The sequence below is a fragment of the Streptomyces sp. NPDC039424 genome (assembly GCF_055639495.1).
On record NZ_JBVKAI010000010.1, the window covers coordinates 174,124 to 199,563 of the forward strand.

General features: G+C 72.4%; 17 protein-coding genes. 12 read left to right on the forward strand and 5 right to left on the reverse strand.

Annotated elements, in window-relative coordinates:
* Positions 1 to 6: 6 nt before the first annotated feature.
* Both ACZ7L0_RS24995 and ACZ7L0_RS25000 read left to right on the forward strand, forming a co-directional pair.
* The gene (locus tag ACZ7L0_RS24995) at positions 7 to 2,721 is read left to right on the forward strand and encodes an SUKH-4 family immunity protein (protein ID WP_471244758.1); all 2,715 of its coding nucleotides are present in this window, start codon (positions 7 to 9) and stop codon (positions 2,719 to 2,721) included.
* A 143-nt stretch (positions 2,722 to 2,864) separates the two neighbouring features.
* Positions 2,865 to 3,749 (forward strand): cellulose-binding protein, encoded by an 885-nt coding sequence (locus tag ACZ7L0_RS25000; RefSeq protein ID WP_471244759.1) that lies wholly within the window; start codon positions 2,865 to 2,867, stop codon positions 3,747 to 3,749.
* A gap of 45 nt (positions 3,750 to 3,794) precedes the next feature.
* On the opposite strand, the gene ACZ7L0_RS25005 is transcribed toward ACZ7L0_RS25000, so the two are convergent.
* Together ACZ7L0_RS25005 and ACZ7L0_RS25010 are read right to left on the reverse strand one after the other, a co-directional pair.
* Positions 3,795 to 5,405 carry a sodium/solute symporter gene (locus ACZ7L0_RS25005; protein WP_471244760.1) on the reverse strand — a complete coding sequence of 537 codons (1,611 nt, stop codon included), beginning with the start codon at positions 5,403 to 5,405 and terminating at the stop codon, positions 3,795 to 3,797.
* The gene (locus ACZ7L0_RS25010) at positions 5,402 to 5,848 is read right to left on the reverse strand and encodes a DUF485 domain-containing protein (protein WP_471244761.1); all 447 of its coding nucleotides are present in this window, start codon (positions 5,846 to 5,848) and stop codon (positions 5,402 to 5,404) included. The genes ACZ7L0_RS25005 and ACZ7L0_RS25010 overlap by 4 nt, the downstream gene beginning before the upstream one ends.
* Before the next feature lie 316 nt (positions 5,849 to 6,164).
* On the opposite strand from ACZ7L0_RS25010, the gene ACZ7L0_RS25015 reads away from it, so the two are divergent.
* Positions 6,165 to 7,334: an alpha/beta hydrolase family protein gene (locus ACZ7L0_RS25015; protein WP_471244762.1), complete on the forward strand. Its 1,170-nt coding sequence runs from the start codon at positions 6,165 to 6,167 to the stop codon at positions 7,332 to 7,334.
* 46 nt (positions 7,335 to 7,380) lie between these two features.
* Here ACZ7L0_RS25015 and ACZ7L0_RS25020 read toward each other — a convergent pair whose 3' ends face one another.
* Entirely contained in the window at positions 7,381 to 8,874 is a 1,494-nt protein-coding gene (locus ACZ7L0_RS25020; protein ID WP_471244763.1) for an MFS transporter, read from the reverse strand.
* A gap of 412 nt (positions 8,875 to 9,286) precedes the next feature.
* Here ACZ7L0_RS25020 and ACZ7L0_RS25025 point away from each other — a divergent pair, with 412 nt between their 5' ends.
* From ACZ7L0_RS25025 to ACZ7L0_RS25040, 4 genes are all read left to right on the forward strand, one after another.
* The gene (locus tag ACZ7L0_RS25025; protein WP_388803080.1) at positions 9,287 to 10,075 is read left to right on the forward strand and encodes an ABC transporter ATP-binding protein; all 789 of its coding nucleotides are present in this window, start codon (positions 9,287 to 9,289) and stop codon (positions 10,073 to 10,075) included.
* Complete coding sequence (locus tag ACZ7L0_RS25030) at positions 10,072 to 12,651, forward strand: ABC transporter permease (RefSeq protein ID WP_471244764.1); 2,580 nt, start codon at positions 10,072 to 10,074, stop codon at positions 12,649 to 12,651. Before ACZ7L0_RS25025 ends, ACZ7L0_RS25030 begins: the two co-directional genes overlap by 4 nt.
* A gap of 225 nt (positions 12,652 to 12,876) precedes the next feature.
* On the forward strand, positions 12,877 to 16,410 hold the full coding sequence (gene mfd, locus ACZ7L0_RS25035) for a transcription-repair coupling factor (protein ID WP_471244765.1): 3,534 nt from the start codon (positions 12,877 to 12,879) through the stop codon (positions 16,408 to 16,410).
* A 193-nt stretch (positions 16,411 to 16,603) separates the two neighbouring features.
* A complete protein-coding gene (locus ACZ7L0_RS25040; RefSeq protein WP_471244862.1) occupies positions 16,604 to 17,269 on the forward strand; it encodes an HNH endonuclease family protein in 666 nt (221 codons plus the stop codon).
* A gap of 36 nt (positions 17,270 to 17,305) precedes the next feature.
* Here ACZ7L0_RS25040 and ACZ7L0_RS25045 read toward each other — a convergent pair whose 3' ends face one another.
* On the reverse strand, positions 17,306 to 18,058 hold the full coding sequence (locus ACZ7L0_RS25045) for a hypothetical protein (RefSeq protein ID WP_471244766.1): 753 nt from the start codon (positions 18,056 to 18,058) through the stop codon (positions 17,306 to 17,308).
* 132 nt (positions 18,059 to 18,190) lie between these two features.
* Positions 18,191 to 18,880, reverse strand: coding sequence for a hypothetical protein (locus tag ACZ7L0_RS25050; protein WP_471244767.1), 690 nt, complete (start codon positions 18,878 to 18,880; stop codon positions 18,191 to 18,193).
* Positions 18,881 to 19,072: 192 nt separating this feature from the next.
* Between ACZ7L0_RS25050 and ACZ7L0_RS25055 the strand changes: the two genes are divergently transcribed.
* The 5 genes from ACZ7L0_RS25055 to ACZ7L0_RS25075 all read left to right on the forward strand — a co-directional run bounded on the left by ACZ7L0_RS25055 (position 19,073) and on the right by ACZ7L0_RS25075 (position 25,392).
* Positions 19,073 to 21,376 carry an N-6 DNA methylase gene (locus tag ACZ7L0_RS25055; RefSeq protein WP_471244768.1) on the forward strand — a complete coding sequence of 768 codons (2,304 nt, stop codon included), beginning with the start codon at positions 19,073 to 19,075 and terminating at the stop codon, positions 21,374 to 21,376.
* Positions 21,377 to 21,486: 110 nt separating this feature from the next.
* Positions 21,487 to 22,113, forward strand: coding sequence for a hypothetical protein (locus tag ACZ7L0_RS25060; protein ID WP_471244769.1), 627 nt, complete (start codon positions 21,487 to 21,489; stop codon positions 22,111 to 22,113).
* Positions 22,114 to 22,151: 38 nt separating this feature from the next.
* Entirely contained in the window at positions 22,152 to 23,645 is a 1,494-nt protein-coding gene (locus ACZ7L0_RS25065) for a protein kinase domain-containing protein (protein WP_471244863.1), read from the forward strand.
* Positions 23,646 to 23,771: 126 nt separating this feature from the next.
* Complete coding sequence (locus ACZ7L0_RS25070; protein WP_471244770.1) at positions 23,772 to 24,599, forward strand: glycoside hydrolase domain-containing protein; 828 nt, start codon at positions 23,772 to 23,774, stop codon at positions 24,597 to 24,599.
* Positions 24,600 to 24,744: 145 nt separating this feature from the next.
* Entirely contained in the window at positions 24,745 to 25,392 is a 648-nt protein-coding gene (locus ACZ7L0_RS25075) for a SurA N-terminal domain-containing protein (RefSeq protein WP_471244771.1), read from the forward strand.
* The last annotated feature ends 48 nt before the right edge of the window (positions 25,393 to 25,440 follow it).

Consider the following 25,440-nt stretch of genomic DNA (forward strand, 5'->3'; position numbering starts at 1 on the left):
TCGGCGATGGTGACGTTCGCGCAGGCGCAGGAGCGTGCGGAAGAGTGGATCAACGGGGATGTGCCGGTGTACCAGCACCGTGAGGTGCGGGTACGGGAGTTCGAGCTCGGCTTCGTGGTGTGGGGCGAGGACCGTGCGGAGGGTCCGCGGTCGGACGCGGGCGGGCAGCGGCTGGTGATCGCGCGGGACAGCGGTGAGGCGACGCTGTGGCCCGCGTTGCCGGTGGGTGAGGTGATCCGCCGGTACGAGGAGGAGTACGGCCGTGAGGACGAGGTGGCGGACGCGGTGCCGGCGCCCGCGGCGCGGGTGGATCTGAATCAGACGTCGTTCTTGTTGAGTCCGCCGGAGTGGTTGCAGGAGGCCGCGGACAAGCTGGGGATCCCGGACCGGCGTGCGGGCAATGGTGCGCTGCCGGAGACGCAGGCGGGGGTGCCGGTGCCGGCTGCCGAGCCTGAGGATGCTGTGCCTGGTGGACCCGGTGGACCCGGTGGCCGGGGTGGTTCGGATGCGCCGGAGGTGCCTGTGGGGGCGACTCCGTGGGCAGGGACGGACACGAACGCGGACGCGGGTGAGGATCGTTCCGTTCCGTTGCCCGCGACGGTGTTCGCGCCGCCGCTGAGCGATTCCGACGACGGTCCGCAGACTCCGCCGGACGCGAAGACCGCGTTGCTCTCGGGGGGCAGTCAGCTGCCGCCCACGGCGGTCGAGCCGGTGGCGGACGCTTCGGTTCCGCCGCCCGCGCCGCCGTACGGCTATCCGCAGGTGCCGGGAACTCCTGGTACTCCGCCGCCCGTGCCGCCGGTTCCCGGTGTGCCGCGGGGGAGTGCGCCGCCTCCGCCTCCTCCGCCGCCGGTTCCGGGTGGCCCGCAGGGTGCGCCCGGTTATGGCTATCCGCAGGCTCCGGGGGGTGCCCCGGGTGCCCCGGGTGTCCCGGGTGCTCCGGACGCGCCTCGGCCTCCGGTCGGCGGTCCGGGTGGGCCGGGGCGGCCGTTGGCGCCGAACGCGGGGGACATCGCGGACGCCGCGACGAGCAAGGCCGCGCCGCCGCCGCGCCGGGCGCGCGGGGGGATGGGTGCGCCGCCGCCTCCGCCGGGTGCCCCTGGGACGCCGGGTGCGCCGCCGCCTCCGCCGGGTGCGCCTGGGACGCCGGGTGCGCCGCTGCCTCCGCCGGGTGCGCCTGGGACGCCGGGTGCGGCGGGCGGGTATGTGCCGACGCAGATGGTGTCGGCGCTCGGACCGGACGGGCCCGAGGGGCCGTCCGCTCCCGGTGTGCCGACGCCTCCGGGCGGTCCGCAGCCGCCGGGGGTCCCGGGCGGTACGCCTCCCGGTGAGGCCCACCACGCGGCGACCATGCTGGCCGGCCCGAACCCGATGAGCGGGGGCGCGCCGCAGCCTCCGGGTGCGCCGGGTGCTCCCGGTGTGCCCAACGCGCCTGGTGTTCCCGGTGCCCCGGGGGCCGGGCGTGGGGCCGTGCATCACGCGGAGACCGTGCTGGCGGCGCCTCCGGTGGCCGGTCCCGGCGCGCCTCCGCCTCCGCAGGCGCCGGGCATGCCCGGTGGCCCCGGTGTGCCGGGCGCCCCGCAGCCGATGCCGCCCGGGGCCATGCCGCCGCCCGGTGCGATGCCGCCCCCGGGTGCCATGCCGCCGCCGGGTGCCATGCCGCCGCCCCCGGCCGGTGCGATGCCGCCGCCCGGTGCGATGCCCCCGCCCGGGCAGCCTCCGGCGTACGGGTATCCGCAGCAGGGGCAGCCGATGGTGGGCCCCGGTTATCAGGCGGTGCTGCGCTACCGCGCGCAGGACGGTTCGGAGCAGCAGCTGATCCGGCGTTCGGCGCCGGGCACCCCGCATCCGGAGTGGCAGATCTACCACGAGCTGCGCGCCATGAACGTTCCGCCGAACCAGGTGCTGGAGCTGCACACGGAGCTGGAGTCGTGCGAGCTGCCGGGTGCGTACTGCTCGCGGATGATCCGGGAGCAGTGGCCGCAGGCGCGGATCGCGAGCATCGCGCCGTACGGGACGGATCACGCGAGCCGGCAGCAGGGCATGCAGCAGTTGCTGGCGCACCAGGGCGAGTTGCACCAGGTCGCGGACGGTCCGGCGCGGCCGGCGCCGGTGCGGGCGCCGCTGCCGCAGGTGCAGCCCGCGCCGCCGATTCCGCCCGAGGCGATCGCGCAGGAGCTGGCGGCGGCGTTCGGGCCGGGTGTGTTCCGGTTCGATCAGGCGGCGGTGTCGCGTCAGGGGGTGCCGCCGATCGTGGCGCACACTCTGGTGGTGGCGGGGCTGCCGGCGGACATGGGCCCGTTCTTCTGGGCGCAGACCCAGCAGAACCGTCCGGTGCCGACGCTGGCGGAGCTGGCGCAGGAGCGTGGGGTGCGGCCGGCGCCGGACGCGGGGTCGTACCTGGTGATGGGTACCGACTTCGGCAAGGCGCTCTGTGTGCAGTACGGGACGGCGAACATCGTCGCCGTGCCGGTGGAGGCGGGGCCGGACGGTGGGCCCGTGCCGCCGCAGTTCGTGAACACGGGGCTGCCCGAGTTCGCGCGCTGTCTGGCGCTGCTGGGCCGGATGTGGCGGCTCAGGTTCGGTCTGAATCCGGAGCAGGCGGGTCGCTGGACCGTCGACTTCCAGGCGCAGTTGGCGTCGCTGGACCCGGCGGCGCTCGGGTCGCCGGAGAGCTGGTGGTCGGTGCTGCTGGAGCAGATGTGGGACGGGTTGCTGTAGCGCGCGTTCCGTAGTTCGTGGGGCCGGGCCCGGGTGACGGGTCCGGCCCTTTCGTGTGTCGCGTTAGGGACACTTGCGCCCGATCCATCAAGATATGCCCGAAATCATCATTTCGTGTGTGTCCGGCGGAGAGGGGTCACAGGATGAGCAGCGCACCGGTGTCGCCGCACGGCTTCGGCGCCGTGCGGGGGCGCGGCTACCGGCCCGACCAGGTCGACGCCTTCGCCGAGGCGCTCTCGCGGGATCGGGACGCCGCCTGGGAGCGGGCCGCCCGGCTCACCGTGCTCGCCAAGGACATGGAGGCGGAGGCGGCCCGGTTGCGCGAGACGGTGGCGGGGCTCGCGCCGCAGACGTACGAGACGCTCGGGGAGCGCGCACGCGGTCTCTTCCAGCTCGGGGTGGAAGAGGCGCGGGCCGTACGGGAGTCCGCGCGGTGCGAGGCGCAGGAGGAGCTCGCGCGGGTGCAGGCGTATGCCCTGGGTGTGCGCCGGGATGCCGAGGAGTGGGCTCAGGTGCTGCTGGCGGAGGCGGAGGAGTGGGCCGGGCAGCGGCTTGCCGCGGCGCGCGCCGAGGCCGAGGAGATCCGGGTCGGCACGCGGCGCGAGGTGAAGGCACGGCGCGGTGAGGCGCTCGCGGCGTTGCGGGAGGTGCGCCAGCGGACCTCCGGGATGCTGGCCGAGCAGGTCCGGGAGCACGCCGAGCGGTGGACGGCTCTGGAGCGGGAGGAGGCCGAGCGGTCGGTCGCGCTCGACGCGCTCCACGTCGAACTGGTGGCGCGGGCGGAGGCGGCGTTGTCGGAGGCGAAGCGGGAGCTGGGGGAGGCGGAGGAGGTGGCGCGGCGCTGCCAGGAGGAGGCGCATGTGCGGGCCGCCGAGATTCTCGTTCAGGCGCAGACGCGGGCGGAGCGGATCGCCCGGGAGACGGAACGGGTGCTGTGCGAGCACGGGGAGACGTGGGACGACATGCAGACGCAGATGGACCATGTGCGCAGCAGTCTCATCTCGTTGACGGGGCGGCCGGTCGAGTAGCCGGGGTGGCCGGTCGGGCAGCCGGGACGAGGCCCCGGCTGTCCGTCAGGTTCCCTCGCGTGCCGTTCCCGCGAGGATCCGGCTCTCCACGGCCTCGTACCGGCGCCGCTGTTCCTCCGCGTTGCGCCGGCCGCTGGCGATCGTGCCGAGCCAGCCGAAGAGGAAGCCCGCCGGGATGGAGACCAGGCCCGTCGTGGTGAGGGGGAACCAGTTGAAGTCGGCGTGCGGGAAGGCGGCGGTGGGGGAGCCGGAGACCAGCTTGGTGCCCGGCATCAGCAGGAGGACGGTGAGGGAGCCGCCGATCAGGGTGCTCAGCAGGCCGGTTCGGGTGTAGCGGCGCCAGAAGAGGCCGTAGACCAGGGCGGGGGCGATGGCGGAGGCGCCGAGGCAGAAGGAGAGGATCACCAGGGGCTGCAGGCTGTGGTGCTGGACCAGGGTGGCCAGCAGGATCGTGGGGATGCCGATCGCGAGGGCGGAGAGCCGGGCCAGCGCCATCTCGCGGGGGGCGGGCATCTCCTGTACGCGGGCGGCGAAGACGTCGTGGGCCAGGGAGTTGGCGCAGGCGAGGATCATGCCGGCGACGGAGGCGAGCAGGGTCAGGAAGATCGCGGATGTGACGGTGGTGAACAGCAGGGTCTCCGCCGTGGAGACCTCGGTTCCGAACGCCGCCCGTGCGCCCAGCAGGTAGGCGGTGTTGCCGTGCGGGTCGGCCGCCGCGATGGCGCCGCGGCCGGCCAGGGCCGTCGCACCGGTCGCCACGACCATGATGACCAGTACTAACAAGGTCACGCAGGACACCGCCCAGGACATCGAGCGGCGTACCTGGCGGACGCTGGAGGCGGTGTACACGCGCATGGTGATGTGCGGCAGGCAGGCACCGCCCAGCACGATCGTCAGCTGAGACGTGATCATGTCCAGGCGGGGTGCGGGGCCGCCCGCGAACTGCAGTCCGGAGCGACGGAAGGCCTCTCCGGCGCCGCTCTGCCGGGCTGCGGCGTCGAACAGTGCGCCCGGGTGCCAGTCGAAGCGGTGCAGGATGAGGACGGCGACGACGGCGCCGGAGCCGAGCAGCATCACGATCTTCAGGATCTGGATGAGGGCGGTGCCCTTCATCCCGCCGATCGCCGCGTAGCTGATCATCAGGGCGCCGATGCCGATCACGCAGCCGGTCTTCAGCGACTCGCCGGAGAAGCCGAGCAGGAACGCCACGAGCTGTCCGGCGCCGGCCAGTTGGATCAGCATCATGGGCAGCAGCGCGGCGATGGTGACCGCGCAGGCGGTGATCCGTACGCAGCGCCCGGGCATGCGGCGGGCCAGCACGTCGCCCATGGTGAAATGGCCCGCGTTGCGCAGGGGTTCGGCCAGCAGGAACATAAGCAGCATCAGTGACAGGGCGGTGCTGAGCGCCAGCACGATCCCGTCGTAGCCGCACAGGGCGATTACTCCGCCGGTGCCGAGCACGGTCGCCGCAGAGATGTAGTCGCCGGCGATGGCGAGGCCGTTGCGCAGGGGGGAGAGGGAGCCGTAGCCGGTGTAGAACTCGTCGAGGTCGTTTCCGCCCGGGCCGGTCATCACGCACAGCAGCAAGGTGATGGTGGCGACGACGCTGAAGGCGACCAGGGACATCGCCTGCGCCGAGTCGCTGAAGCCGGTCATCGTGCCGCCCCTCGTCTGGCGTCCAGTTCCGCCTGCTTGCGGATGCGGTCGGCGAGCGGGTCGACGAGGCGGCGCGCGGTGTGCTCGTACAGGGCTATCGCCAGCCAGGTGACCGGGAGTTGGAGCAGGGCGAGCAGCAGGCCGGTGGGGATGCCGGGGGAGACGGTGCGCGCCATGAGGTCCGGTGCGAACGCGGACAGCACCAGGAACAGGGTGAAGTAGCCGAGGGCGGTGAAGGTGGCGGTGCGGCGCTGGCGGCGGTAGGCGCCGCGAAGGATGCGCAGGTCGCTGTGGTGGCCGAGCGGTTCGCGGCGGGACCCCTGCCAGGGGCGGGGCGGTGCCGGGAGTGGCGGCTGCCAGGGGTAGGTGGCGGGCGGTTGGTCGGTGAGGTAGGTGGGGTTGGGGCGGGGCGAGGGGCGGGGCGGGTACGGGTCGTGGGACATCCCGTGGCTCCTTGCGTGGCTCGGGCCCGTGGCGGCGGACCGCAGGGAGGGGTGGGGGAGCGGGTCGGCACGCTACTCGCAGGCTTCCGGCTCGCGCGGCGTTTTCACCAAACTGGACGGTCGGTATGCGCTTACTACGCGGCAGACCGTCTGACCTGGGGTGTTACCCGCGTTAACCCGGGGGCGTACGACCGGGGTCTGACGCGCGGGCCCTGCGGTCCGCCCGTGGGCGGGGCCTTCGTGCGCCCACAGGACCAGCAGCCCGTACGCCCCTGAGGCGATGTCAGGCCCCGAGCGGCCGCCTACCGTCCTGGGCATGAACAGATCCCGTGGAGCCCACCACTTAGCCGCTGTCACCGCCACCGCGCTCGCGCTCGCCCTGTCGCTGCCGGTCCTCGCCGCGGCCCCCGCCTCCGCCGCCCCCGCGCCCGCCGTCGCCTCGGCCGCGCACCGGGCCCCGGCCGCGCTGCCCCGCCCGACCGGTCCGCACGCCGTCGGCCGCGGCACGCTGCACCTCGTCGACACCCACCGCCGGGACCCCTGGGTGCCGTCCGCGGGCCCCCGGCAGCTGATGGTGTCGATGTACTACCCGGCCCGGCGCGGAACGGGCGGCCCGGCGGCCCCGTACATGACCGAGGAGGAGGCCCGGCTCCTGCTGGCGGCGAAGGTTGCGGACTCCACCGTGCCCCCCGAGGTGATCAGCGGGGTACGGACCTGGGCGCACCCCGGTGCCCGCCCGGCGCACGGCACGTTCCCGCTGGTGGTGCTCTCGCCCGGCTTCACGCTGCCGCGCGCCACGCTCACCGGCCTCGCCGAGGACCTCGCGAGCCGCGGGTACGTCGTCGCCCTCGTCGACCACCTCTACGAGACCACCGGTACGACCCTCCCCGACGGCCGGACCCTGCCCTGCGCCATCTGCGACGAGCCCCCGGCGGGCGGGCCCGCGGCCATCGCCGAGAGCCGGGCCGCGGACGTCTCCTTCGTGCTGGACCGGCTCACCGGCCGGCATCCCGCGTGGCGGTACGCGCGCATGATCGACCCCAAGCGGATCGGCATGGCCGGGCACTCCATCGGCGGCGACGCGGCCGCCGCGACCATGGCCGCCGACGACCGGGTACGGGCCGGCGTCAACATGGACGGCACCTTCTTCGCCCCGGTCCCCGACACCGGCCTCGACGGCCGCCCCTTCCTGCTCTTCGGGCAGCCCAGGACGGACAAGACCTGGGACCGGGCCTGGGAGCACCTGGACGGCTGGAAGCGCTGGCTGACGGTCGCCGGATCCGACCACGGCACCTTCACCGACACGCCCCTCCTCGCGGAACTGATCGGCGCGGCGGACCCCGACGTCCTTCCCTCGGGACGCTCGGAAGCGATCACCCGAACGTACGTGGCCGCCTTCTTCGACCTGCACCTGAAGGGAACCCCCCAGCCCCTCCTCGACGGACCGTCACCGCGGAACCCGGAGGTGTCGGTCCGGCTGCCTTGACGGGGTGGGGGCCACTCTGTCGTCGAGCCGGACATGCTGGGGCGGCTCACTCGTCGAGGACCGGGAACCGTCGTGGCGCCAGTACCAGCAGCACCAGGAACGCCAGTGCCGCCGCGCACGCGGCGCCCAGGTAGACCGCGTGGACGGCGTCGGCGATGGCGTGCCGGGTGGACTGCGGGGCGGTGCCGGCGGCGAGGGCCCGGGTGACCGAGTCCAGGTCGCCCGCGCCGCCCAGCCGTGCGGCCAGCACGCCGTTGGCCACCGCGCCGAACACGGACGCGCCGACGGTCTGCCCGGTCTGGCGGCAGAAGAGCACCGACGCGGTGGTGGTGCCGCGCTCCGCCCAGCCGACCGTCGACTGCACCCCGACGAGCAGCGGCAGCTGGAACAGGCCCAGCGCGCCGCCCAGCAGCAGCATGAGCAGCGCCGGCTGCCAGGCCTGGCCCGGGTAGGGCAGGAAGGGGAAGGCGAGCAGGACCAGCGTCGCCGCGCCGATGCCCAGCAGCGCGGTGTCGCGGAAGCCGATGCGCCGGTAGACATGCTGACTGAGCGCCGCCGACAACGGCCAGCTCAGCGTCCACACGGACAGCACGAACCCGGCGGCCACGGGGGCGAGGCCGAGCACCGACTGCGCGTACGTCGGCAGGAACACCGCCGGCGCCACCATCAGCAGGCCCAGCGCCCCGAGCGCCAGGTTGACGGCGGCGATCGTCCGGCGCCGCCACACCCACCCGGGGATGATCGGCTCCGCCGCCCGCCGCTCCACCCCCACCACGACCCCGACGAGGAGGAGTCCCGTGCCGAACAGGAAGAGCGACGGCGCCGACAGCCACGCCCAGGCCACCCCGCCCTGCACCAGCGCGGTCAGCAGGACGCCGCCGCACGCGAAGACCGCCAGCGCGCCGGCCCAGTCGACCCGGCGGCGCACCGCCGAGGCGCGGACGGGTTCGTGCAGATGACGGACGATCAGCCACAGGGCGGCGGCCCCTATGGGCAGGTTGACCAGGAAGATCCACCGCCAGTCCGCGTACGCGGCGAGCACCCCGCCGAGCCCGGGACCGGCGACCGCCGAGACCGCCCAGACCGTGGACAGCCTGGACTGGATCCGCGGCCGTTCGGCGAGGGGGTACAGGTCGGCGGCGACGGTCTGCACCGTGCCCTGCAACGCGCCGCCGCCCAGGCCCTGCACGATCCGGAACGCGATCAGCGCGGCCATGTTCCAGGCGGCGGCGCACAGCAGCGAGCCGAGCAGGAACAGGGCGGCGCCCGCGACCAGGACCGGCTTGCGGCCGAAGGTGTCGGAGAGCTTGCCGTAGACGGGCAGGGTGACGGTGACGGCGAGCAGATAGCCGGAGAACAGCCAGGAGAAGACGGAGAACCCGCCGAGGTCGCCGACGATCTGCGGTACGGCCGTGGAGACGACCGTGGAGTCCAGCGCGGCCAGCGCCATCGTGAGCATGAGGGCGGCCACGACCGGGCCCCGCCGCCTGGTTCCGGAGTGCTGTGCGGTGTCCCGTGTCGCCGGTTCCGTACCGCCCACCGGAAACCCCCCTGGTCTCTTGTCCCTTGCACCTATCGCCGGACGACAGCTTCCCACTTGACCCTCACGTGACGGCAGGGTGCAGCCTGACTGGGCCGTTGGGTGGAGGCGCACCCCGAGACCGGCTCCACCTGTGGGTGGACCACCCCTAGGGGTTCCTCCGTACAACGGCTCGGGGAGGTTTCGTACCGCCGGAGGACGAGACGGCACGGGGGTCGTCCTTAACCTGGCTTTACGCCGCTGGGGGGCGGCCGACCGAACCGGCGGGGTGGGGTTATCCCCCCTTGCAGGACGGGGCTCCGCACCAGCGCGCGGCGGCCCCGCCGCCCGCGAGACTCATCGACGTACCACCTCGCGACTGATCGACGCACCACTTCGCGATCCGACCGCTGACCGACAGAGGAGACGTACCGTGACATCGGCTGTGACCATTCCCAGGCACGGGGGCACTGGAGGGCGTACGGCCGTTGCCGCGCGGGCGCGGCAGGTCGTGAAGGCGTACGGGTCCGGGGAGACCCGCGTGGTCGCCCTCGACCACGTCGACGTGGACATCGCCCGCGGCCAGTTCACCGCGATCATGGGCCCCTCGGGGTCCGGCAAGTCCACCCTGATGCACTGCCTCGCCGGCCTGGACACGGTGACGAGCGGTCAGATCTACCTGGACGAGACCGAGATCACCGGCCTGAAGGACAAGAAGCTCACGCAACTGCGCCGGGACCGGATCGGGTTCATCTTCCAGGCGTTCAACCTGCTGCCGACGCTGAACGCGCTCGAGAACATCACGCTGCCCATGGACATCGCCGGGCGCAAGCCCGACAAGGCGTGGCTGGACCGGGTCGTGGAGACCGTCGGCCTCGCCGGGCGGCTCAAGCACCGGCCCACCCAGCTCTCCGGCGGCCAGCAGCAGCGCGTCGCCGTGGCCCGCGCCCTGGCCGCCCGCCCCGAGATCATCTTCGGTGACGAGCCGACCGGAAACCTCGACTCGCGGGCCGGCGCCGAGGTGCTCGGCTTCCTGCGCACGTCCGTGGACGAGCTGGGCCAGACCATCGTGATGGTCACCCACGACCCGGTGGCCGCCTCCTACGCGGACCGGGTGCTGTACCTCGCGGACGGCCGGATCGTCGACGAGATGCACCAGCCGACGGCCGATCAGGTACTGGACCGCATGAAGGACTTCGACGCCCGGGGGCGCACGTCATGACCGTCCTGAAGACCTCGATGCGCAACTTCTTCGCGCACAAGGGCCGGATGGCGCTGTCGGCGATAGCGGTGCTGCTGTCGGTGGGCTTCGTCAGCGGGACCCTGGTGTTCACCGACACGATGAACACCACCTTCGACAACCTGTTCCAGGCGACGTCGTCCGATGTGACGGTCAGCGCCAAGGCGGCCTCCGACAGCGGTGACACCACCTCCGGCACCGGCAAGCCGCCGGTGATACCCGCCTCGGTGCTCGGCGAGGTCCGCGGGGCGAAGGGCGTGCGGTCGGCCGAGGGCACGGTGTTCTCCACCGCGGCCACCGTCGTCGACGCCGACAAGGACAACCTCTCGCCCAGCAGCGGCGCGCCGACCGTCGTCGGCAACTGGAACGGCAACGACGCCCGCACCATGAAGATCACCTCCGGTACGGCGCCGAAGAACTCCGGCCAGGTCATGGTCGACGCGGACACCGCCGACAAGCACCATCTGAAGCTCGGCGACGAGATCGGCGTGATCACCGCCGTCGGCACGCACACCACGCGCGTCTGCGGCATCGCCACCTTCACCGTCACCAACCCCGGCGCGGCGATCTTCTACCTGGACACCCGCACCGCGCAGCGGACGCTCGTCGGAAAGACCGGCGTCTACACCGACGTCAACGTCACCGCCGACAAGGGCGTGAGCGACGCCCAGCTGAAGAAGAACCTCACGGCCGAACTCGGCGGCGCCTACAAGGTGCGCACCGCCAAGGAGGTCGCCGACGCCAACCAGAAGAACGTCGAGAGCTTCCTGAGCGTGATGAAGTACGCGATGCTCGGCTTCGCCGGGGTCGCCTTCCTGGTCGGCATCTTCCTGATCATCAACACCTTCTCGATGCTGGTCGCCCAGCGCACCCGGGAGATCGGCCTGCTGCGGGCGATCGGCTCCTCCCGCAAGCAGGTCAACCGTTCCGTGCTGGTCGAGGCCCTGCTGCTGGGCGTCTTCGGGTCCGTGCTCGGTGTCGGCGCGGGCATCGGCATCGCGGTCGGCCTGATGAAGCTCATGGGCAAGATGGGCATGCACCTGTCCACGGACGACCTGACCGTCGCCTGGACGACCCCGGCGGTCGGCCTGCTCCTCGGCGTCGTGGTCACCGTCCTGGCCGCCTACCTGCCCGCCCGGCGGGCCGGCAAGGTCTCCCCGATGGCCGCGCTGCGCGACGCGGGCTCGCCCACCGACGCCAGGGCCGGCTGGGTCCGGGCCCTGATCGGCACCCTCCTCACCGGCGCCGGTGCCTGCAGCCTGTACGTGGCCGGCACGGCCGACGACGCCAAGGACGGCTCCGCGTGGCTGGGCCTGGGCATCCTGCTGACCCTGATCGGCTTCGTGGTCATCGGCCCGCTGCTCGCCGGCGGCCTGGTGCGCGTGCTCGGCGCCGTCCTGCTGCGCGTCTTCGGCCCGGTGGGCCGGATGGCCGAGCGCAACGCCCTGCGCAACCCGCGCCGCACCGGCGCCACGGGCGCGGCCCTGATGATCGGCCTGGCGCTGGTCGCCTGCCTGTCGGTGGTCGGCTCCTCCATGGTGGCCTCCGCCACCGACCAGCTCGACAAGACCGTCGGCACCGACTTCATCATCCAGAACGACCAGCAGCAGCCGATCATCCCGGCGGCGGTGAAGGCCGTGAAGTCGGCGCCCGGACTGGAGCGGGTCACGGAGTACAAGGTCCTGGACGCGAACCTGACCACCCCCGACGGCCGCACCACCAAGAAGGAGACGATCAACGCCGCCGACCCGACGTACGCCGAGGACCTGCGGTCCAAGACGGTCGCGGGCAGCCTCGCCGACGCCTACCGCCCCGACTCGATGTCCGTCTTCGAGGGCTTCGCCAAGGAGCACGGGATCAGCGTCGGCTCCAAGGTCGAGGTCGACTTCAAGGACGGTACGACGGCGAAGCTGACCGTCCGCGCGATCACCAGCGACGACGCCGTGATCGACAAGGGCGCGATGTACGCCTCGATCGCCACGGTCGCGAAGTACGTGCCCGCCGACCGGATGCCGCTGGACGTCCTGGTCTTCGGCACAGCCGAGGAGGGCCAGCAGACGGCCGCCTACAAGGCGCTGAAGTCGGCCCTGCACGACTATCCGCAGTACAAGGTCCGTGACCAGACCGACTACAAGGAGGCGCTGAAGGACCAGATCGGCCAGCTGCTGAACATGATCTACGGCCTGCTCGCGCTGGCCATCATCGTGGCGGTCCTGGGCGTGGTGAACACCCTGGCCCTGTCGGTGGTGGAGCGCACCCGGGAGATCGGCCTGATGCGGGCCATCGGCCTCTCCCGCCGCCAGCTGCGCCGCATGATCCGCCTGGAGTCCGTGGTCATCGCCCTCTTCGGCGCCCTCCTCGGCCTCGGCCTGGGCATGGGCTGGGGCGCCACCGCCCAGAAGCTGCTCGCCCTGGAAGGCCTGAACGTCCTGGAGATCCCCTGGCCGACCATCATCGCCGTCTTCATCGGCGCGGCCTTCGTGGGCCTGTTCGCCGCGCTGGTCCCGGCGTTCCGGGCGGGGCGGATGAACGTACTGAACGCGATCGCGACCGAGTAGCCGCGCGGACAGGACGACCGTACGACCACCGCACACGGGGGTTGCGGGGGAGAGCCCGGTGCCGGGAAGTCTTCGGACTTCCCGGCACCGGGCCGTTCGATGCCGGGAAGCGGTGTTGTCCACAGCCCCCGGCACCCGCGAGCGCAGCGTCGTACGCTGGAGACCCCCGGCCCTCACAAGGGTCGGGCTATTCGCGTTGCCCACCCCAGGACGGAAAGCCCCTCCATGAGCCTGCACGGTCTGCTCGACGCCGTAGTCAAGGACCCCGCCCTCGCGGAAGCGATCAGGGCGGCCGCGGACGGCAACCGCATGCACGTCGACCTGGTCGGCCCCCCGGCGGCCCGGCCCTTCGCGGTCGCCGCCCTGGCCCGCGAGGCCGGCCGCCCCGTACTGGCGGTCACGGCGACGGGACGGGAGGCCGAGGACCTGGCCGCCGCCCTGCGCACGCTGCTGCCCGCGGAGGGCGTCGCGGAGTACCCCTCCTGGGAGACGCTGCCCCACGAGCGGCTCAGCCCGCGCAGCGACACCGTCGGCCGCCGCCTCGCCGTCCTGCGCCGCCTGGCCCACCCCACCTCCGACGACCCCGAGACCGGCCCGGTCTCCGTCGTCGTCGCCCCCGTACGGTCCGTGCTCCAGCCGCAGGTCAAGGGCCTCGGCGACCTGGAACCGGTGGCTCTCAAGACCGGCCAGACCGCTGACCTGAACGCGATCGTGGAGGCCCTCGCGGCAGCCGCGTACGCGCGCGTGGAGCTGGTGGAGAAGCGTGGCGAGTTCGCCGTGCGCGGCGGCATCCTCGACGTGTTCCCGCCCACCGAGGAACACCCCCTGCGCGTGGAGTTCTGGGGTGACGACGTCGAGGAGATCCGCTACTTCAAGGTCGCCGACCAGCGCTCCCTCGAAGTCGCCGAGCACGGCCTGTGGGCACCGCCCTGCCGTGAACTGCTGTTGACGGAAGACGTCCGCACACGCGCGCGTGCCCTCGCCGAACAGCACCCGGAGCTCGGCGAGCTGCTCAACAAGATCGCCGAGGGGATCGCGGTCGAGGGTATGGAGTCCCTGGCCCCGGTGCTCGTCGACGACATGGAGCTGCTGCTCGACGTGCTGCCCAAGGGCGCCATGGCCGTCGTCTGCGACCCGGAGCGGGTACGCACGCGTGCCGCCGATCTCGTCGCCACCTCGCAGGAGTTCCTGCAAGCCTCCTGGGCGGCCACCGCCGGGGGCGGCGAGGCGCCCATCGACGTCGGCGCCGCCTCCCTGTGGTCCATCGCCGACGTCCGCGACCGCGCGCGCGAGCTGGGCATGATGTGGTGGTCGGTCTCGCCGTTCGCCGCGGACGAGGAGCTCGACGCGGACACCCTGAAGCTGGGGATGCACGCGACCGAGACCTACCGCGGGGACACGGCGAAAGCGCTGGCCGACACCAAGGGCTGGCTCGCCGACGGCTGGCGCACCGTCTTCGTCACCGAGGGCCACGGCCCCGCCGCCCGCACGGTCGAGGTGCTCGGCGGCGAGGGCGTCCCGGCCCGTCTGGACATCGACCTCGCGGAGATCTCCCCCTCCGTCGTGCACGTCTCCTGCGGCTCGATCGACTACGGCTTCGTCGACCCGGCGCTACAGCTCGCCGTCCTGACGGAGACCGACCTGTCGGGGCAGAAGGCCGCCGGCCGCGACGGCACCCGCATGCCCGCCCGCCGCCGCAAGACCATCGACCCGCTCACCCTGGAGACCGGCGACTACATCGTGCACGAGCAGCACGGTGTCGGCCGCTACATCGAGATGGTGCAGCGCACCGTCCAGGGCGCCACCCGCGAATACCTGGTCGTCGAGTACGCCCCCGCCAAGCGCGGCCAGCCCGGCGACCGCCTGTACATCCCCACCGACCAGCTGGAGCAGATCACCAAGTACGTCGGCGGCGAGGCCCCCACCCTGCACCGGCTCGGCGGCGCGGACTGGACGAAGACCAAGGCCCGCGCGAAGAAGGCGGTCAAGGAGATCGCCGCGGACCTCATCAAGCTGTACAGCGCGCGGATGGCCGCCCCGGGGCACGCCTTCGGCACGGACACCCCCTGGCAGCGCGAGCTGGAGGACGCCTTCCCCTACGCCGAGACCCCCGACCAGCTCACCACCATCGCCGAGGTCAAGGACGACATGGAGAAGTCGGTCCCCATGGACCGCCTGATCTGCGGCGACGTCGGCTACGGCAAGACGGAGATCGCGGTCCGCGCCGCCTTCAAGGCCGTCCAGGACGGCAAGCAGGTCGCGGTGCTGGTGCCGACCACCCTGCTGGTGCAGCAGCACTTCGGGACGTTCTCCGAGCGCTACGGCCAGTTCCCGGTCAACGTGCGGGCGCTCAGCCGCTTCCAGACCGACACCGAGGCCAAGGGCGTCCTGGAGGGCCTGCGCGAGGGCGCGGTGGACGTCGTCATCGGCACCCACCGGCTGTTCTCCTCCGAGACGAAGTTCAAGGACCTCGGCCTGGTCATCGTCGACGAGGAACAGCGCTTCGGCGTCGAGCACAAGGAACAGCTGAAGAAGCTGCGGGCGAACGTGGACGTGCTGACCATGTCCGCCACGCCCATCCCGCGCACCCTGGAGATGGCGGTCACCGGCATCCGCGAGATGTCGACGATCACCACCCCGCCGGAGGAACGGCACCCGGTGCTCACCTTCGTCGGCCCCTACGAGGAGAAGCAGATCGGCGCGGCCATCCGCCGTGAACTGCTGCGCGAGGGCCAGGTCTTCTACATCCACAACCGGGTCGAGTCCATCGACCGCGCCGCCGCCAGACTCCGGGAGATCGTCCCCGAGGCCCGCATCGCTACCGCGCACGGCCAGATGTCGGAGTCGGCGCTGGAACAGGTCGTCGTCGACTTCTGGGAGAAGAAGTTCGACGTGCTCGTCTCCACCACGATCGTCGAGTCCGGCATCGACATCTCCAACGCCAACACCCTGATCGTCGAACGCGGCGACACCTTCGGCCTCTCCCAGCTGCACCAGCTGCGCGGCCGGGTCGGCCGGGGCCGCGAGCGCGGGTACGCGTACTTCCTGTACCCGCCGGAGAAGCCCCTGACGGAGACCGCCCACGAGCGGCTCGCGACCATCGCCCAGCACACCGAGATGGGCGCGGGCATGTACGTCGCCATGAAGGACCTGGAGATCCGGGGCGCCGGAAACCTCCTCGGCGGCGAGCAGTCCGGCCACATCGCGGGCGTCGGCTTCGACCTGTACGTCCGCATGGTCGGCGAGGCGGTCGCGGACTACCGGCGCCAGCTGGAGACCGGCGAGATCGAGGAGGAGCCGCCGCTCGAGGTCAAGATCGAGCTGCCCGTCGACGCGCACGTCCCGCACGACTACGCGCCGGGTGAGCGGCTGCGCCTGCAGGCCTACCGGGCCATCGCCTCCGCCAACACCGAGGAGGACATCAAGGCCGTACGGGAGGAACTCGTCGACCGGTACGGCAAGTTGCCCGAGCCGGTGGAGAACCTGCTGCTGGTGGCGGGCCTGCGGATGCTCGCGCGTGCGTGCGGCGTCGGCGAGATCGTGCTGCAGGGCACCAACATCCGCTTCGCTCCGGTGGAGCTGCGCGAGTCGCAGGAGCTCAGGCTCAAGCGGCTGTACCCGGGGACCGTCATCAAGCCGGCCGTGCACCAGGTGCTGGTGCCGCGACCGAAGACGGCCAAGGTGGGAGGAAAGCCGCTGGTCGGGCGGGAACTGCTCGGCTGGGTAGGGGAGTTCCTCGCGTCCATCCTGGGGTCCTAGCCCGCGGCACCACGAGGGCCCGGGGTGATCACCTCCGGGCCCTCGCCGGGCGCCCTGCGTTCCCGGACTCCCGGCCGCTACGGTGGGACCAGGAGCGGTCCGCCCGTGCGGGGGCGGAACAGGGCAGGCGAGGGGGGCGCGCGTGAGGCGTCTGAGGGGTGGGGCGGTCACCGCCGCGGTCATCGTGCTCGGCATGACCGGGTGCACCGAACAGCAGACCGAGGGCTCTTCCGGGCCCGCACCGACAGGGAGCGGGGGCGCGGCCTTCGCCGCCGCGGAGTCACTGACCGTCAAGGGGCGCGCCCCGAAGACCGGTTACTCCCGCGACCGGTTCGGCACCGCCTGGGCCGACACCGACTCCAACTCCTGCGACACCCGGGACGACATCCTCAAACGCGACCTGAAGGAGGTGAAGTTCACCGGCGGCACCTGCAAGGTCTCCTACGGCCTGCTGGACCCCGACCCCTACACCGGCAAGGACGTCACCTACCGGCGCGGCCGCAGCCAGGTCGACATCGACCACGTCGTCGCCCTCTCGGACGCCTGGCAGAAGGGCGCCAAGTACTGGGACGCCGGCAAGCGCATAGCCCTGGCCAACGACCCCCTCAACCTCATCGCCGTCGACGCGAGCACCAACCGCCGCAAGAGCGACGGCGACACGGCGACCTGGCTGCCGCCGAACAAGGCCTACCGCTGCACCTACGTCGCCGCCCAGGTCGCCGTGAAGAAGAAGTACGGGCTGTGGGTCACCGCGGCGGAGAAGTCCGCGATGGAGAAGGTCCTGCGGTCCTGCCCCAGCCAGAAACTCCCCACCGGCGGCAACCCCACCGAGGCTCCGGAGCGCTTCAGCGCGCGATGAGCTCCTCGGCCCCGCGGCCCGAGCCGCGGACCGGGCTCAGCCGCCCAGCGCGTCCAGGTCGATGATCTTCCCGGTGGGCTTCTTCGCCGGGACCGGCTGGTCGTAGTCGCTGAAGGCCAGCTTCACCGGGTCCTTGGCGGAGGAGCCGTCGACCCGCAGCAGATACGGCTTGCCCTCGGTGGCGACGTACAGCGTGTAGCGGTCCTTGCCGTCCTTCTCGTGCAGCACGATCGCGGGGGTGCCGTCGACGCTGGTCGTCTTGCCGCGAGTGGCGTCGGAGTTGCCGTCCTCGGCGCCGCCGAGCACCGTGCCCAGGTCGCAGAAGGCCGCGATGTCCTTGGCGTCCTGGCCCTTCGCGGACATCTTGGTCCACTTGCCGGCCAGCATCGACACGGCCGCGTCGGTGTCCTCCTTGGACTCGCCCTCGCTCTGCGCGCGCAGGAACGCCTCGTCGTACTTCATGTAGACGGTGCTGCCGGTCTTGACCAGGTCGGCCTTGCCCTGGCCGCCCATGCTCATCGTGCCGGCGCACTCGCCCTTCTTGTTCAGGGCCATGTCGATCTGGATGGTGCCGCCGCTGCTCTCGTCGTCGGCTATGTCGCCCTTCATCCGCAGCGACGAGGCCCCGGTGGTGGCCTTCATCGCCCGGTCGGCGATCTCGCCGCCGCTCTGCCCGGCGAACGGGCCCTTCGGCTTGCTGTCCGCCTTGTCCTGCCCGGGCAGGCAGCCGGTGAGTCCCGCGGCGGCCGTGGCGGCGAGGCAGAGAGCGGCAAGTGCGGTGCGACGCATGGGAATTCCTTGGTGAGAGAGATGGTGAGCGGTGTTGGGGTTGGGTGGTGTGCGGGTGTGGGGGTGAGGTGGGCGGTGTGGGATTGAGAGGTGCGGGTGGGCGCGGGGCGGCGGGTCGCCGGACCGCCGCGGTCAGCCGGTCTTCTTCCAGTTCCCGCAACCGGTGGTCTTGAAATAGGCGTCGGTGGAGCGGATGGTGACGACGGCCGTACCGGTCACGTTGTCGTTGGCGATGATCGAGTCGAGCCCCTGCTCGGCGTCCTTGGTGCGCTCCCAGTAGCAGGAGTCGTCGGCGTTGCCGGTCGACTTGTACGTCCCCGGGGCGATGTCGGTGCCCACCTTGAACATGCCGCCGTCGCCGGCCATCGTCGAGGCGGGTGAGCCCTTCGCCTTCGGGTCGACCGCCTCCCAGTGCTTGCAGCCGCTGGACTTGAAGAGCTTGTCGGTGGCGTTGATGGTGACGTAACTGGAGCCGGTGACGTTGTCGTTGGCCAGCAGCGAGTCGGTCTCGCCCGACGCGTCCTTGGCCCGCTCCCAGTAGCACATGTCGTCGGTGTTGCCGGTGGTGCGGTAGGTGCCGGGCTTGACGTCCTTGCCGACCTGGAAGTCGCCGTCCCCCGAGATCGCGGCCTTCCTCGTCTTCGCTTCCGGTCTGCCCGTGTCCTTCTTGCCGCCGGGCTTGTGCCGGGCGGAGGCGGAGGACTCCTTGCCGTCGTTGCCGGACCCCGCGTTCTTGCCGTCACCGCCGGCGTTCGCCGACACGACACCGATGACGACGACGCCCACGACGGCGCCCAGCGCGACCTTGCCTTTCATGCCCATGGAAATCCCCTCCCCGACGTGGCGACCGCCTCCGTCCCGGCAGTCGCTCGTTTCGCTGGGTCAATAAGATCAGAGCCTGTGAACCGAGTCAACACGGTTCACAGGGTTGAGTGTGTACACGGGCGTGAATGCGTGGATCATGTGTACGCCGCTATGCTCGGCGTCACACACAGCACGAGGGGAGCGGGGCGGGTGCAGGACAACGCGACAGAAGTGACCGCCGCCGGAATCGCACGGCTCGCAGGCGTCGGCCGCGCCGCCGTCAGCAACTGGCGCCGCCGGCACGCCGACTTCCCCAAGCCCGTCGGCGGCACCGAGACCAGCCCGTCCTTCGCGCTCGCCGAGGTCGAGGCCTGGCTGCGCAAGCAGGGCAAGCTCGCCGAGGTCCCCTTGCGGGAACGCGTCTGGCAGCAGCTCGCCGGGCACCCCGAGGGCCCGGTCACCGCCCTGGTGCACGCGGGCTGCGTCCTGCTGCTCATCCACGAACGCCCCACCGTCTGGCTGGACGTGAGCGCCGGGTCCGACGCGCGCCTGGCCGCGATCCTGCCCGGCGCGCTGGAGCAGGTCCTCACCCCGCGCCTCGGCGCGACGGGCGACCGCCGTGTTCACACCCGGCGCGGGGCGGGCGGGGCGGGCGGGGCGGCGGCTGTGAACGCACTGGGCGCTGTGAACGCTCCGAACGCCGTGAACACCCCGGGCGCCGGGAACACCCCGAGTGCTGTGAACACCTCGGCCTCTGTGAACCCTCCGGCCGCCGCGAACGCCTCGACGGCGGCTCACACCTCCGGCGCTGTGAACTCGCCGGACCCGGCGCACACCCCGCCCCGCGTTCACAGCCCGGGGGCTCACAGCCCCGGAGTTCACGCCTCACCGGCGGTGCACACCCCCACCGGCCCCGAACTCCTCCCCTCCGCCCCCCTGCTGCGCGGCGCCGCCGAGCTCGCCGCCGAGATCGGGGCGCGGCAGGCCTTCGAGTTCCTGCTGGGACGGCATCTGGACGCCAACCCGCGCCAGTACACGCTCACCCCGGCCGAACTCGCCCGGCTCATGGCCGAGCTCGCCGGTCCCGTCCGCACCGTGCTCGACCCGGCCTGCGGCACCGGCGCCCTGCTGCGCGCCGTCGACACCCGCCCCGGCCAGGAGCTGTACGCCCAGGACAGCGCCCCCGAGCTCGCCGCGGTCACCGCGCTGCGGATCGCGCTGCACGCGCGCGTGACGGTGCGCGGTGCCGTCGGCGACACCCTGCGCCAGGACGCCTACCCCGAGCTGCGCGCCGACGCCGTCCTGTGCCATCCGCCGTTCAACGAACGCAACTGGGGGCACGACGAGCTCGCCTACGACGCCCGCTGGGAGTACGGCTTCCCGGCCCGCACCGAGTCCGAGCTGGCCTGGGTGCAGCACGCGCTCGCCCGGTTGCGGGAGGGCGGCACCGCCGTGCTGCTCATGCCGCCCGCCGCCGCCTCCCGCCGCTCCGGCCGCCGAATCCGGGCCGACCTGCTGCGCCGGGGCGCGCTGCGCGCCGTCGTCGCGCTGCCGGTGGGTGCGGCGCCGCCGTACAACATCCCCCTGCACGTATGGGTGCTGCGCCGCCCGGACCGGGCGCCCGCGCAGCCCGAGGTGCTGCTCGCCGACACCGGGCGGTTCGCCACCGAGGGGCGCGGCGGGCCGGACTGGCAGGCCGTGCGGGACGCGGTGCTGGACGCCTGGCGTGGCTTCGAACGCGACGGGCGGTTCGAAGAGCGGCCGGGGCTGGCCCGTTCGGTGCCCGTCATCGAACTCCTCGACGACGACGTGGACCTCGCCCCCGCCCGCCACCTGCCCCCGCCCGCGGCGGCCGACGGCGCGGAACAGCTCGCGGCCGTGCGCGAGCGCCTCGGCGAGACCCTGCGCCTGACCGCCGACCTCACCCCGCCCCCGCCCGACTCCGCGCGGCCCGCGCGCTGGCCGCTCACCACCATCGGCGAACTCGCGCGCGGGGGTGCCCTGGTGCTGCGCACGGGCGGACACGGCGGCCACGCGCGCGTGCCCGTCCTCACCGACCACGACGTCCTCGCCTGCACGGCCCCCTCGGGGACGCTTCCCGAGAGCGACGAGGAGGCCGTGCTCATCGAGCCGGGCGACGTGGTCGTCCCGGTGATCGGCGGCGGCTCGGTGACGCGTGTGATCGACGAGGCGACGGCAGGTGCCGCCCTGGGCCGCAACCTCGTGCTCCTGCGCCCCGATCCCACCGCCCTCGACCCGTGGTTCCTCGCCGGGTTCCTGCGCGGCACCGCCAACAACCGCCAGGCGAGCAGTTACGCGTCCACCGCCACCCGGCTGGACGTGCGCCGCCTCCAGCTGCCCCGCCTCCCGCTCGACGAACAGCGGCGCTACGGCGCGCGCTTCCGCGACCTCGACGAGTTCGAGCGGGCGCTCAGACACGCGGGCCGCCTCGGGGAGCAGCTGGTGCGCGGGATGTACGACGGGCTGACGGACGGCACGGTGGCGCCGGGCTGAGCGAAGTGATCAGCACACAACGGTTCGGTACAACCCGTGACCGCTTGTCCGTGTCGGCCTATACGCTCGAAGCGACAACTGCACGCCCTCTTCAGGCAACAGGAGCAGCCATGCAAGGCCACGGCTACGCACAGCCGGTGAAGCAGCCGCCGCACATCGGGTGGCTGGTCTTCCTGCGTGTGCTGTTCGTGGTGATCGCGTTCTTCAGCATCGGGTTCTTCACCTGCGCGATGCTGCTGCGCCTGGCCATCGTGACGCGCAGGTCGCTGGACTGGGGGCTGTTCGTGGCGGTGCTGGCCCTGGACACCCTCAGCATCGTGCTGCTGGCCAGCGAACCGGGCGACGAGATCCACACCCCCGGCGGCTATCTGGGCCTCACCCTGCTCTTCGGCACGCTGGTGGCCGCGATCGCGTACTACCTCGCGGCCGACATACGACACTTCCACCAGCTCCGCCACGCCTTTGACGCGCAGCGGGCCATGGCGCCGGCGTACGGCTATCCGGCGCCGCCGTTCACCGCCGCGACCGTGCCGACCATGCCGACCGTGCCGCAGACCCCGCACACCCCGCACACGCCGCCCCCGATACCGCACACGCCGTTGCCCCAGCCGCCGATAGCCACCCCGCCGCCGCCCCAGCGCCCGGCGCCCGCCCGTATCGACCAGGTGCGCGCGGAGCTCGACGAACTGAGTGACTACCTGCGCAACCACGACGGCAACCACGAGGGCGGAAGGTGAGCGTGGCGCAGGGACGCGTCGTCGCCTCCCGTTACGAACTGTCCACGCTCATCGGGCAGGGCGGCATGGGCCAGGTGTGGACGGCCTACGACCAGCGGCTCGACCGGCGCGTGGCGGTGAAGCTGCTGCGCCCCGACAAGGTGGCCGGCCAGGAGGCCGACGAGCTGCGCCGCCGGTTCGTGCGCGAGTGCCGGGTGACCGCGCAGGTCGACCACCCGGGGCTGGTGACCGTGCACGACGCGGGCAGCGAGGGCGAGGAGCTGTTCCTCGTCATGCAGTACGTGGACGGCGCCGACCTCTCCGACCACCTGGCCGAGCACGACCCGTATCCGTGGCAGTGGGCGGTCGCGGTGGCCGCGCAGCTGTGCGCCGTGCTGAGCGCCGTGCACGCCGTGCCGATCGTTCACCGCGACCTGAAGCCGCGCAACGTGATGGTGAAGCAGGACGGCACGGTCACCGTCCTCGACCTCGGCGTCGCCTCCGTCATGGACACCGACACCACCCGTCTGACGCACACCGGTTCGCCCATCGGCTCGCCCGCCTACATGGCGCCGGAGCAGGCGATGGGCGGCGCGGTGGGCCCGTACACCGACCTGTACGCGCTCGGTGTGCTGATGCACGAACTGCTCAGCGGCGACGTGCCGTTCGCGGGCTCCACGGCGCTCGGCGTGCTGCACCGGCACCTGTACGAGCCGCCGCTGCCGGTGCGCCGGATCCGTCCGGAGGTCCCCGAGGCGCTGGAGGCGCTGGTGCTGCGCCTGCTCGCCAAGGACCCGCAGCACCGGCCCGCGTCCGCGCAGGAGGTGTACGAGCACCTGGCGCTGCTCCTGCCCGCGCGCGGGACGCCCACCGGGGCGCCGCTCGACCCCACCCGCCCCTTCCTGCGTCCGCACGCCCCCTGGCCGGACCGCGCGCGCACGCCCGCGCCGCAGCCCGCGCCCGTGGCGCCCGTGCCGTCCGTCACCGAGAAGCCCGACGTCGCCGCCGCCGTCGACGAGGTCAAGCGGCTGCTCGGCGAGGGCCGTATCACCCAGGCCGTCGACATCCTGGGCGCGATCCTGCCCGCCGCGGCCGAACAGCACGGCGAGCACTCCCCGGTCGTACGCACCCTGCGCAAGCAGTACGCGGCCACGCTGATGGACGACGGCCAGTACCGGCGCGCGCTGCCCGAACTGCGCCGCCTGGCCGACGAACGCGCCGCCGAGGCCGGCCAGGCCGACCCGCAGTCGCTGCGGTTCCGCTTCGACGCCGCCCAGTGCCTGGAACAGCTCGGCGAACCGGCGGCGGCGCTCGCGGAGTACCGGGCGCTGCTGCCGTACTACGAGAACCAGTACGTCTCCGGCGACCCGCAGCTCGCCCACGACGTCCGCCGCCGCATCGGCCATCTGCTGCTCGCCCTCGGCGACCGGCCCGCCGCCCACGACACCCTCGCGCGGCTGCTGCTGGACGTGGAGCGCGTGCACGGCCCCGGGCATCCGCTGGCCGCCGAGATCCGGCGGACCCTGCAGTGGCTGGGGCAGGTGCGCGGCTAGGTTTTGCCGTTCCCTGAGAGATCCTTGTGACCCTCAGGGGGCGGAGTTTCCCGAACACGGGGGCGGCCCGGGATACGTTGCGCTCCGTTTCGCCAGGCACGCACTACAGGGGTGGGGTCTTCGTCCATGTCCAGCCATCGGCAGTCCAAGAAGCGCAGATACATCACGTGGGCGGTCGCCGGTGCCGCCGTGGTCGCCGGGGCGGGCATCGCCGCGCAGACCTCCATGGCCGCCACCGCCTGGCCCGCGCAGAAGACGTACACCGGCCGCGCCTTCGACACCTGCACCGCGCCCTCCCTCGCCACCATGAAGGCCTGGCACACCGGCTTCTACGGGGCCGCCGCCGTCTACGTCGGCGGCAAGAACCGCGGCTGCGCCCAGCCCAACCTCACCGCCTCCTGGGTGAAGTCGGTCAGCACGGTCGGCTGGAAGCTCATCCCGATCTACGTCGGCGCCCAGCCGCCCTGCCAGACCAGCTCCAACCCGGAGAAGCTGACCGCCGCCACGGCCGCCTCCCTCGGCACGAGCGACGCCTCCGACGCCGTCGCCAAGGCCTCGGCACTCGGGATGAAGGCGGGCAGCCCGATCTACCTCGACATGGAGCCGTACGACATCACGAACAAGGCGTGCAACGACGCCGTGCTGACGTACGTCCGCGCCTTCGACAAGCAGCTGCGCGCCAAGACGTACCGCAGCGGCTTCTACGGCTTCACCAGCTCCAGCGCCAAGGCCGTCGCGACCGCCACGGACGGGACCGACCTGCCGGGCAACCTCTGGTACGCGCTGTGGGACAAGCAGAACACCACCACCGCGGACTGGCCGTGGGGCTCCACCCGGTTCACGAACCACAGCCGCGCCCACCAGTACATGGTCAACAGCAAGGAGGCGCACGGCGGCGTCACGCTCACCGTCGACCGGGACGCGTGGGACGCCCCGGTGGCCATCACCGGCTGACCGTCCGCCCCCGGCGGAGGCGCGGCGGTGCCCGAAGCGCGCGCGAATCGTTGGTCGAATGGGTTGGCCAGAGCCTGCCCACTGCCTACCATCGATCACCGCAAGACTTTGTGCACCGTCGCACAATCTCCAACGGGAGGTTTCCTTGCACCGCCGCCGTCGCACCGCGCTCGTCCTGTCCGCCGCGATCGCCGCCGCGGCCCCTCTGCTCACCGCCTGCGGAAACGATGCGCACCCCGGCGCGGCGGCCGTCGTCGGCGGACAGCGGATCACCGTCGCCCAGCTGGAGAGCAGGGTCGAGGAGGTGCGCCGGGCGCAGAAGGCCGCGGTGCCGGACGAGACGCAGTACCAGCAGGTCCTCGCCTCCACCAGCAGTCTCACCCGCGACACCCTGCACAACATGGTCCTCGACCGGGTGCTGCACCGCGCCGCGCGGGACCAGGGCGTCACCGTCTCCCGCAAGGAGATCCAGGCCATGCGCACCCGCCTGGAGCAGCAGACCGGCGGCGCCGAGGGCCTGGAGGCGACCTGGCTGCAGAAGTACGGCATCGCGCCCGAGCGTCTTGACGACAACCTGCGCCTCCAGGTCGAGGCGACGAAGCTGGGCGACAAGCTCGGCACGGACCCCACCCAGCCCGCGTTCTGGAAGGCCCTGTCCGCCGCGTCCGCGGAGCTCCACGTCGACCTCAACCCGCGCTACGGCACCTGGGACGTGCAGAAGAGCAGCCGGGTCGACGCGAAGACGCCGTGGGTACGGGAGGTCACGGCGAGCGGGACGCAGCAGACGGCGTAAGCCGGTCGCGTCGCACGGGTCGCACCGCACAGGTCAGTCCCCAGCAAG